The sequence below is a fragment of the Flavobacterium flavigenum genome (assembly GCF_027111255.2).
Taxonomy (GTDB): domain Bacteria; phylum Bacteroidota; class Bacteroidia; order Flavobacteriales; family Flavobacteriaceae; genus Flavobacterium; species Flavobacterium flavigenum.
Genome location: NZ_CP114285.2, coordinates 3,883,972 through 3,894,884, shown reverse-complemented (window position 1 = coordinate 3,894,884; position 10,913 = coordinate 3,883,972). Strand labels below are relative to the sequence as shown.

At 34.4% G+C, this 10,913-nt stretch carries 9 protein-coding genes; 4 read left to right on the top strand and 5 right to left on the bottom strand.

The features are described from left to right. Window positions 1-85: 85 nt before the first annotated feature. Entirely contained in the window at window positions 86-1,519 is a 1,434-nt protein-coding gene (locus OZP09_RS16200) for a rubredoxin (protein WP_269234748.1), read from the top strand. 101 nt (window positions 1,520-1,620) lie between these two features. On the opposite strand, the gene OZP09_RS16195 is transcribed toward OZP09_RS16200, so the two are convergent. After that, window positions 1,621-2,484, bottom strand: coding sequence for a helix-turn-helix domain-containing protein (locus tag OZP09_RS16195; RefSeq protein ID WP_269234747.1), 864 nt, complete (start codon window positions 2,482-2,484; stop codon window positions 1,621-1,623). A gap of 93 nt (window positions 2,485-2,577) precedes the next feature. Between OZP09_RS16195 and OZP09_RS16190 the strand changes: the two genes are divergently transcribed. Both OZP09_RS16190 and fabD read left to right on the top strand, forming a co-directional pair. Next, complete coding sequence (locus OZP09_RS16190) at window positions 2,578-2,940, top strand: DUF983 domain-containing protein (protein WP_281309660.1); 363 nt, start codon at window positions 2,578-2,580, stop codon at window positions 2,938-2,940. 70 nt (window positions 2,941-3,010) lie between these two features. Beyond that, on the top strand, window positions 3,011-3,886 hold the full coding sequence (gene fabD / locus OZP09_RS16185; RefSeq protein ID WP_269234745.1) for an ACP S-malonyltransferase: 876 nt from the start codon (window positions 3,011-3,013) through the stop codon (window positions 3,884-3,886). A gap of 125 nt (window positions 3,887-4,011) precedes the next feature. Here fabD and OZP09_RS16180 read toward each other — a convergent pair whose 3' ends face one another. From OZP09_RS16180 to OZP09_RS16165, 4 genes are all read right to left on the bottom strand, one after another. Beyond that, window positions 4,012-4,545, bottom strand: coding sequence for a YceI family protein (locus tag OZP09_RS16180; RefSeq protein ID WP_269234744.1), 534 nt, complete (start codon window positions 4,543-4,545; stop codon window positions 4,012-4,014). A 442-nt stretch (window positions 4,546-4,987) separates the two neighbouring features. Then, on the bottom strand, window positions 4,988-5,704 hold the full coding sequence (locus tag OZP09_RS16175; protein WP_269234743.1) for a pirin family protein: 717 nt from the start codon (window positions 5,702-5,704) through the stop codon (window positions 4,988-4,990). Between the two features lie 276 nt (window positions 5,705-5,980). Further along, window positions 5,981-6,601, bottom strand: a complete 621-nt coding sequence (locus OZP09_RS16170) for a response regulator (protein ID WP_269234742.1) — start codon at window positions 6,599-6,601, stop codon at window positions 5,981-5,983. Next, the gene (locus OZP09_RS16165) at window positions 6,601-8,592 is read right to left on the bottom strand and encodes a tetratricopeptide repeat-containing sensor histidine kinase (RefSeq protein WP_281309659.1); all 1,992 of its coding nucleotides are present in this window, start codon (window positions 8,590-8,592) and stop codon (window positions 6,601-6,603) included. The genes OZP09_RS16170 and OZP09_RS16165 overlap by 1 nt, the downstream gene beginning before the upstream one ends. Before the next feature lie 135 nt (window positions 8,593-8,727). Between OZP09_RS16165 and OZP09_RS16160 the strand changes: the two genes are divergently transcribed. Further along, the gene (locus tag OZP09_RS16160) at window positions 8,728-10,869 is read left to right on the top strand and encodes a LamG-like jellyroll fold domain-containing protein (protein WP_269234740.1); all 2,142 of its coding nucleotides are present in this window, start codon (window positions 8,728-8,730) and stop codon (window positions 10,867-10,869) included. The last annotated feature ends 44 nt before the right edge of the window (window positions 10,870-10,913 follow it).

Genomic DNA, 10,913 nt, shown 5'->3' with positions numbered 1-10,913 from the left:
CTGCACATAAAACTTGAAACTAAAAAAACTTGAAACTTGACTCGAGGCTGGAAGCCGAATTGGCGAAGCAAACAAAATTAAAGACATGGAATTAACGAGATTAATAGTAAAAGGAGGCGTTATTTCGCCGGGAGAACTTAGAGAAGTTGTCAATATGGCAATGGATCAGGGTTTGGATTCGATTTCATTTGGTTCAAGACAGGATATTATTTTTCCAAAAGGTTTTAAAGCTTTGGAGAAAGAAAAAATGGGGAAACATCATTTTGTTTTTCCGGATGAAAAAAGCGGTAACAATATCGTTTCCTCTTATGTTTCTACCGATATTTTCAGGAATACCAACTGGCTTACCGGAAATAAGTTTTTATATATTTTAGAACAATTTAAAGATCAGCCTAAACTCAAGGTAAACATCAACGACCCTAAGCAGCAACTGGTTCCATTGTTTACAGGACATCTTAATTTTATTGCTTCCGAGCATGAAGATTACTGGTATCTCTATATTCGTTTGCCGAAGTGGCAGCGTATGGAAGTCTATCCGGTATTGATTTACAGCTGGGATATTGCGACATTTTACTATGAAATTGAGCGCATCGTTACCACTGAAGAATCCTGCGGAATTGACCTGATTTTTAGTTTGGTTACCGAAGCTTTGGATACCAACAACAGAACAATTGACAAACCGCTGAATGTTCCATTTTATCCTTTTCCGTATTATGAAGGAATGAATCGAATGGGGATTGACCAATATTGGCTTGGCTTGTATTGGAGAAACAATCTTTACGATTTGGAGTTCCTAAAAGAAATGTGTGATTTATGTTTCGATTGCAAAATTGGGAAAATCTGTATCACGCCATGGAAATCATTTATCGTCAAAGGAATCCCGAAAGACCGAAAACTGGAATGGGAGAAGTTTTTAGGCAAAAAAGGAATCAATGTACGCCATTCACTTCTGGAACTAAACTGGCATTTGCCTGTTGCAATGGAATGGGCGCTGAACCTGAAAACATTTTTGGTTCGTACGCTTGATCAGTTTGACATCAGTACCTACGGATTAAATTTCGGAATCTCTGAATACAATCGCGATGGGCATTATTTTACTTCTATTGTAGTGGAGAAAAATGATTTACCCAAAGATTTGGAATCAATCAAGATTCGTGATACTTACAATGTTTTGTATGCGAAGAATTTTGATCCTAATACACGAGAATATATTGTGCATTCACAGGATATTGACAAGTTGGAACTGCCAACCATTTTGATAGAATTAAGCCGAAAATACTTTGAGGAATTAGGAAATTTAGTTCCCGAAACAGTTGAAAACAATCAGAAAAAAGAAAAACCTAAAATGGATATTTACCAATGTCAGGAATGTCTTTCTCTCTATAATCCTGAATATGGCGATGCCGGCCAGAATATTCCAAAAGGCATTTTATTCACAGATTTAGCCGAAACCTATTGCTGCTCTTTATGCGAAGCACCAAAAAGCAATTTCAAAATTTTAGAAACGGTTACTGCATAGATTCTAAACCATATAAGTGATATAAGAAATGTAAGTTTTGCTTTTGAATGAATTAGTCTCAGAGCTTCAATGAACTTACATTACTTATATGGTTTGAAAATTTAATTTTTCAATTCCCGAAAAGCCGTTGGAGAAATTCCGGTTTGTTTTTTGAAAACCCTTGAAAAATAAGAGTAATCATCATACCCAACAGCTGAAGCGATTTCATTAACCGCTAATTGTTTATCTGTCAGCATTCGTTTGATTTCCAAAATTACCCTATCCATAATCACATCAGTAGCCGTTTTTTGCAATATTTCATTACAAATCCGATTGAGGTGTTTCAGCGTGATATTAAGTTTGTCCGCATAAAAAGAGGGAGATTTCTCTTCTTTAAAATATTCTTCCAAAAGCTTTTCGAAAGCACTTATTTTAATATTATAAGAATGCGTTTTGTGTGAATACGTTTCCCCATATTTTCGCGAAATTTCGATATGAATACAATCCAGTAAATTCAGCATTTTATCCAGTTGGAGATTTCTCTGCCGGCTGTTTTCTTCAATCAAAAGATTAAAATAAGGCAAAATTTTAGGTAGTTCTGCAGTTTCGAAAAGCATTTCGGGTCGATTGTGAATCGAATGATAAAAATTGTAATCGTTGATTTTTTTCTGCCCGAAATATAAATTATAAAGTTCCTGCGAAAATATAATCACAAAACCCTCAATATCATCAGACAAACTCCAATGGTGCATTTGTCCGGGCTGAAGGACAAACAAACTTCCCTTTTTAATTTCAAAACGGTCAAAATCAATTTCATGTATTCCGGAACCATTCGTAAAAAACACCATCAAATACGAATCATGCCGATGCGGTTCTTCTATAAAACTATGGCTTTTTAAATGCTCCTTAAAAGTATTCACATAAAATTCACGATGAATATCATTACAGCTAAAATTTTCCACACTATAAACCGGATACTTTTTCATAAAAATGTCTTTATTGTGCTATAAGTAGCGAAGATATAAAAAAGGTTTCAATAGAATCTGATTTACCTTTGTATAAATAAAAACAACAAAGTCATGTCAAATACATTAATCCATATTTTAAAAAACGAATGTCCACATTGTCATAAAGGAAAAGTTTTTAAAGACAAAAATATTTTCCTGAATTTTGGCTTTCCAAAAATGAATGAGAGTTGCAGCCATTGTCACTATAAGTTCCAGAAAGAACCGGGTTTTTTCTTTGGTGCCATGTATGTAAATTACGGATTAACAGTAGCTCAGGGAATTGCGACATATTGTATTGCTCAGTTTTTCTTTGAAAACACATTCGATTTAAGAATCATCCCGATTATTGCTGTTGTCATTATCTTATTTACATCATTCAATCTCCGATTCTCAAGATTAGCATGGATTTACATGTTTAAGGATTATACGAGCTAAAAAAATGCTATTTTTGCCTTTCAATTGAAGCTAATTTCAATTCCAAAAAAATAAAAAACAAATTAGACAAATGAAAGCATACGTATTTCCGGGTCAGGGTGCTCAATTCACAGGAATGGGTAAAGACTTATATGAAACATCGGCTTTAGCCAAAGAATTATTCGAAAAAGCGAATGAAATTTTAGGTTTCAGAATTACAGATATCATGTTTGAAGGCACTGCCGAAGAACTAAAAGAAACTAAAGTAACACAGCCTGCCGTTTTTTTACATTCGGTTATTTTAGCCAAAACGTTAGGAGAAGATTTTAAACCGGAAATGGTAGCAGGACATTCTTTAGGAGAATTTTCAGCTTTGGTTGCCAACGGAACTTTATCTTTTGAAGACGGATTAAAATTAGTTTCACAACGCGCTTTAGCGATGCAAAAAGCTTGTGAAATCACACCCTCTACAATGGCTGCCGTTTTAGGATTGGCAGATAATATTGTCGAAGAAGTTTGCGCTTCCATCGACGGGGTTGTGGTTGCTGCAAATTACAACTGTCCTGGACAATTAGTAATTTCAGGAGAAACAACAGCTGTTGAAAAAGCATGCGAAGCAATGAAAGCAGCAGGAGCAAAAAGAGCCTTAATTTTACCTGTCGGTGGAGCATTTCACTCACCAATGATGGAACCTGCAAGAGAAGAATTAGCGGCTGCTATCGAAGCGACTTCCTTCTCTACTCCAATTTGTCCGGTGTACCAAAACGTAACGGCAAATGCAGTTTCTGATGCAAGCGAAATCAAAAAGAACTTAATCATCCAATTGACTGCTCCGGTAAAATGGACACAATCAGTACAACAAATGATTGCAGACGGCGCTACTTTATTCACTGAAGTTGGCCCAGGAAAAGTATTAGCCGGTTTAATTAATAAAATTGATAAAGAAGCTGCTACGGCAAACGCTTAATTTTATTCAATTAAGTATAAAATAATAAAATCCTTCTTAGACAAAAGTTTAAGAAGGATTTTTAATGTATAAATATTCTGTTGATCAATTAATAAAAAACAAACAATCAAAAGAATAAATAATAATTAAGCCTGTTTAGCAAATTGCAATTCAATATTCAGTTTTACTTCTTCGCCAACCAAAACACCACCGGTTTCAAGAGCAGAGTTCCAGTTTAGCCCCCAGTCTTTACGGTTGATTTTTCCTTCTATGCTCAAACCAACTTTTGTATTTCCCCATGGATCAGTCAGGATTCCGCTAAATTCTACCGGAAAAGTTACTGTTTTTGCAACACCTCTGATGTTTAAATCTCCTGTGATTTCATACTTTCCGTCATTAATTTTTTTGAAAGAAGAAGCTTTGAAAGTCAGTTTTGGATGATTTTCAGCATCAAAAAAGTCAGCACTTTTTAAATGGCTATCTCTATCAGCATTCGCAGTATCGATTGAAGCGATATCGCCAGAAAATTCAATTTCAGCATTTTCGAAGTTATCACCATCTGTAGTGATTGTTGCATCGTAAGTTCCAAATTTTCCTGAAATATTTGTAAACATCATGTGTTTAACTTTAAAACCAATTTCTGAGTGAGTTGGGTCAATTGACCATTTTGTAGTTGCCATAATTTTATTTTTTAAATAATTAATTTTTCATTTTGATAAGACAAAGTTACGGCGACAGTAAGCGTAAAGCACTTAACCTAGATTAAGAAATAAAAATCGTAATGTCTTTCATGAAATTAAGTCCAAATATTTATTTTTCCCGCAGATTTTGCAGATTCTGCAGATCAAAAAAATCAGCTTAATCTGCAAAATCTGCGGGAGACTTACCTTCCATTTAAATTATAAATTTTAATCTAAAAAAAACGACAAAGAAGTTATTGAGAACTTGTCTGTCGTTTTGTAATGTGTAATTATTTCAACACATAGAATCATAGTTTTTGTAAATGAAAAAAGGCGTTGCACTTATTCTAAAAACACATAGCTATGTGTTGAGAAATATGTTTCTCTTTTATATCTCTTTCAAAAGGAGAAAAACCTATGCATCTATGTGTTTAATTTTAAATTAATAATTCATCGGAATATCCATCAATAAAAATTCTGCATCAGTATCTGCTTTAATGCTCAAAGTGTCAGTTCCTGAAATTCCAACAGCATCACGGGTATTTAATTCCTGACCATTAATGGTAACATTTCCTTTTAAGATGAAAGCATACACTCCATTCCCTTCTTTTTTGATTTTATATTCGGTTGCAGTTCCCGCATCAAAATTACCCATATTGAACCAGGCATCCTGATGAATCCAAACACCGTCGTCATCAGCATTTGGAGATAAAACCTGTGCCAGTTTATTGTGCCTGTCAGCCACATTTAAAGTGATTTGCTGATAGCGCGGCGTAACGTTTCTTTTGTTTGGAAACAGCCAGATTTGCAATAATTTTGTCTGCTGGTCTGCATTCGGGTTAAACTCACTATGCTGAATTCCGGTTCCGGCACTCATTACCTGAATGTCTCCGTTTTTGATTACTTCAGTGTTTCCCATGCTGTCTTTGTGCGCCAAATCACCTTCTAACGGAATGGTAATGATTTCCATATTATCGTGAGGATGTGTACCAAAACCCATTCCGCCTGCAATCGTGTCATCGTTCAAAACGCGAAGAGCTCCAAACTGAATTCTTTCCGGATTGTACCAGCTTGCAAAACTAAAGCTATGATAAGCGTTCAACCATCCGTGATTTGCATTTCCTCTTGTTTCTGCTTTGTGCAATACTATATTTTCCATGATTTTGTGTATTTGTTATTTTTATAATACAAATTTACGATGGTAGGAAGCAAAACGTACTTAATGTAGATTAAGAAGTGTTTTTAAGTTAAATTGTAATGGTTTCAGGAGCAGTAATTTTAGTTTTCACAAGACCTTCAGTCCTGCTATCCGCTGTATCTGTTGTTGCGAACCCCGCAACAACAGGATGCCGCTGCTATCAGGGCTAGATTAGAAGTTTTATTTTCAGAAGTTGTTGTTGCAATCTGAAACAAAGAAAATATAAAATTAATTTTTCTACTTTTTACTATTCTGTATGGCCCAAATCAGTAATGCATTTTTTTCTTTAGGCAAACCTAATTTATCGATTATTTTGCTTCGGTGGCCTTCAACTGTTTTTTCAGATAAAAATAACAACTCGGCAATTTGTTTTGTAGTTTTTTGCTGCGTGATCAGTTCAATGATTTTTCTTTCGGATAAGGTAAGATTGGCCAGTTCATTATCATCATTAGGAATATCTGTTATCAGGTCGTTTTTTAAGGAAATGCTCATATATTCATTTCCTTTTTTTACTTCCTTAAGGCATTTTTGTAATTCGGTTTGCGCATGTTCCTTCAATATATAGCCATAAATTCCGTATTCTTTTGCTTTTTTATATATGGTCATTTCTTTATGCATGGTTAGCAAAATGATTTTGGTTTTCAGTTTACTTTCCTGTATTGCTTTGGCTACATCAAGACCATCCAAACCCGGCATATTGATGTCTAGAATAGCAATATCCGGTAAATGGAGTTTAATCAGGTTTAATGCCGAAATACCATTCGAACACGTATCCTCAACAACATAACCATAAGATTCTACAAAACTTTTTGTCCCCGAGAGGGTAAAAGGATGGTCGTCTGCAATTAATATTCTCATTAGGCCTTCTTTATTTCTATGGTAATTATTGTGCCGTTTGTATTCGATGTGATATTAGCGTGTCCGCCAATAGCTCTGCTTCGTTCTATAATATTATGCAGGCCAAAGGAAGATTTACTGTTTAAAGTTTCTTCTACATTAAATCCTTTTCCATTGTCTTTAATTTCAATGATAATACTGTTTTCGTTTTCAGTTATAGAAATTTTAGCAGCAATTGCATCAGCATATTTTATGATATTGGAAAGGGCTTCCTGCACAATACGGTAAATTTGTAATTCATCGGAAGAAGATAAAACACTGTGATAATCAATCTCGGCCGTAACCATGAAATCATTAACAGATTCTGCCCTTTCTACCATTTGATTGATACTTTCTTTTAATCCTATTTTATCAAACATTACAGGGTGTAAATTTCTGCTGATACTACGAATATCATTGATAATGGCATCAATTTTTTGATTGGTAATTTCTGCTTTTTGCTCAAGGGAGTTTTTTAAACTCAATAATTCATGACTTACACTGTCATGTAAATCGCTTGCAATACGTTTGCGTTCTTCTTCTGTTTTTTCCAGGAGTTGCTTGGTGTATAATTGTGCGTTTTGTTTTTCAAGACGTAACTTTTTTTGTTTTTGTATTAGGTTGAAAGCAAAACTTATAAAAAGTATCCCAATAAGAGTGGCACCTAAAAGTGCAATCGTTGTGTTTTTATTAGTGATAGTCTGTTCTTTAATTTTTAGTTGCTGGACTTTTTTTTCAGTTTGGTATTTTTTTTCAAGCTCAACTGTCTTTATTCGGGTAATTATATTTCCAATACTATCCGCAATAATTTTCTTTTTGGATTCATAATTTAATGCATCTTTATAATCTTTATTTTGAATGGCATTTTTTTGTAATAGCCCATAAACCATATTTACTTTTTCGTATTGCTGGTTGCTTATTAAAGTGGGCAATGCTTTTTTGAAATCTTCAAAATTGGAATAATTAGGATTCTTTTTTATCTCATACAATGCAGATGTTAATTTATATTCCTGTGTCAGATCATCAGAATCTATATCTTCTACAATTGGTTTTAAATCATCAATTATTTTTTTTGCTTCTGATAATTTGTTCTCATGAATTAAATTTTCAATCTTAAAATCAAACAACTTTATTTTTAAAATTTTACTTTCGTCTTTGCTTTCTGTAAAAGCCTGATAAACCGAATCTATCAGGGGTCTTTCGCGTTCATCTTTTAAATATTCATATATCGAAATTTTATTAATCAAACCGATATACACATTATAAGTATTGTCAATTTTTTTATAGGCTTGAATGGCTTTGTCTGCGTTTTCAATCGCCCTTTTTTTATCACCAATAGCCGTATAGATATTGGCATAATTAGAATAAACAAAAGCCAGTCCTTTAGGGTTATTTATTTTAGTAAAATATTCGAAAGATTTCTGATTGGCAAGGAGGCTTAAATTTTGCTTCCCCATAATATAATAAATATAAGACAAGTCATAGTAAGCTCTGGCAATATTATAACAGCTGTTATAATCGTAAGGTTCTAATGTAGTAATCTTTTTAAAGTACTGACATGCCTTTTTTAAATTATACTTATCGAAATAATAATTAGCCAGATAAGCATCTACAAAAGTTGTTTTTAATGCAGGGACTTTTTCCCTGTATTTGGAATCAAATTCTTTTACTTTTGCTAAAAAGCGATCATTAAAATCATAAGAATCTGCAAGATATACACAAGCGATATCTAAAATCTCTGCTGCATTCAGATATTTCTTTGCTTTTATTTTTTGATCGTAATAGTTATAAAAAACCATTAGATATTTATCACTCTTTTTGTAGTTTTCTGCTTTATGCAGCCATGCTTTAACAGCATCTTCCTTAACTGGTTCTTCTTTTACAAAAATAACTGCATTTTCTTTCTTTTCCCTACAGTTTACAAATAGCATTATTATTACAAGTAACAGAATACATGCAAATGGTTTATTCATTTTCAGATATATTTTCGACAAATGTATCTATTTCAAATGAATTTCAGATCCGGAGTAATTAATCAAGGGTTACCCCTTGTATAAATTCGTTTGAATTTACCGCAATTTTGTAATCTAACATTTTAAAGAAAAACTATGAGAAAAATTACTCTATTAAGAAATCAAATACTTTTGTTTGCCATTGTCCTGGCTACAAATTTTTCGAGAGGACAGGTTTCAGCAAGTGCATTGTCTTTTGATGGTTTCGATGATTATGTGGAACTGGGGGATATAATGCCTGCAACATATACAAAAGAAGCCTGGTTTTATGTGTCAAATTTAAGTCTCCAAAACAATCTTATTTCGGGTGGCTCAGATGGGCAACACGCACTATATCCCTCTGCAAATTATGGAAACAGATTGTCGGCGGGACACAATGGAATCTGGAATGCAGTGCAGGACCCGACTCCAATTGCAGCCAATACATGGTATCACGTTGCTTTGACTTATGATGCGGCAACCACCACAATGAAAATGTATAAAAATGGTGTTTTAGTAGCAAGCAATACCTCTGTAGCTCCTTTTACTGGCGGAAGCGCTGTACGACTTGGTACATTTGATACTGCAAATTTACTTGGAGGTAAATTAGACGAAGTACGTATCTGGAACAGAGTTTTGCCTGAATGTGAAATTCAAAACAATATGAACGGCGAACTTTCTGCAGACCAAGTAGGATTGGTAGCTTATTACAAATGCAATCAAGGTGTTGACGCTGCAGATAATACCGCAATTACTACCCTGACAGATGCTAGTGGAAATAATAATACCGGTACATTAAACGGATTTGCCTTAAGCGGATCTAACTCGAACTGGGTTTCGCCAGGTGGTGTTGTTACAGGAACAATGAGTCCGGAACAATTATCGGTTACAAGTCCGCAAGTTTTTTGTACGGCAGCTACAGTTGCTGATTTAACGGCTACAGGAACCAATATAAAATGGTATTCTTCCTTGGCATCAGTAAACGAATTGGATGTCACAACTGCATTGACATCAGGAACAACTTATTATGTTTCGCAAACTATTGGTAGCTGCGAAAGTCCAAAAAGAGCGGTTGTCGTAACGATAAATACAACTTCGGCACCAACAGCAATTAGTACCCAAACATTTAGTAAAAATGCTACTATTGCCAACCTTACAGCAACAGGGACCGACTTAAAATGGTATGCAGATCCTACAGGAGGAACACCTTTGGCAAATTCAACTCCAATAACGGGCGGCACTTATTATGTTTCTCAAACGGTTTCAGGGTGCGAAAGCTTAAGAACAGCTGTTCAGGTAAACCTTAATGCATCGGCATTGGATTTTGATGGAATAGATGACAAAGTAAACTGCGACACCGATATTTCTACAGTATTGAGTAATACCAACAAATTAACCGTTGAGGCATGGATCAAAACAACCAGGGATTCAAAAATAGAAACTATTGTTTCCAATCATGGTAACGGATCTTCAACTCAATTCGATTTACGTACCGCTAATGGTGAATTTAATTGTTTCATTGGTTTTGGTAGTTACGTAGTTACAGGAGGAACAGTTATTCCAGACACATGGCAACATGTAGCGATGGTGTTTGATGGCACTTCTGTAACGCTATATGTTGATGGAGTAAATGTTGGTAGCACACCTACTCAGGCCAATTATACTTTGCCAGCAAGCGTGGCACCCATGATATTAGGATATAATGGCTATGGAGAAATTTTTAAGGGACAAATGGATGAAGTTCGTATTTGGAACAAAGCTTTGACTCAAACTGAAATCCAAAATAATAAGAATTGCGAATTAGGTCCAGGACAAACAGGTTTATTAGCTTATTACCAATTTAATCAAGGTCTTGATAATACCAATAATTCAACTGTAAATACATTAGTAGATTCCAGCAGCAATGCTTATACAGGAACATTGGATGGCTTTGCACTTACGGGAACTGTCTCAAACTGGACTGCAACCAGTATTGTGACAACAGGAAATACCTGTTCGACTAATTTAAATAACGATCATTTTGAATTTTCATCAAAAACAGCGGTCTATCCTAACCCGTCAAGTGGCGTATTTTCTTTAAATACTGATACACGTGCCGCTATTATAGTATATGATTTGAATGGAAAAATCATTAAATCGGAAAATATTAATACAGGAAATACCAATTTGAATTTAAATAGCTCTCCTAATGGAATTTATTTATTGAAAATAACTCATGATAACAATCAGGTTGAAACCATCAAATTGATAAAAAAATAACATAAAACGGGTTTAACTAAAAAAGACTTCTTCATATTTAAGAA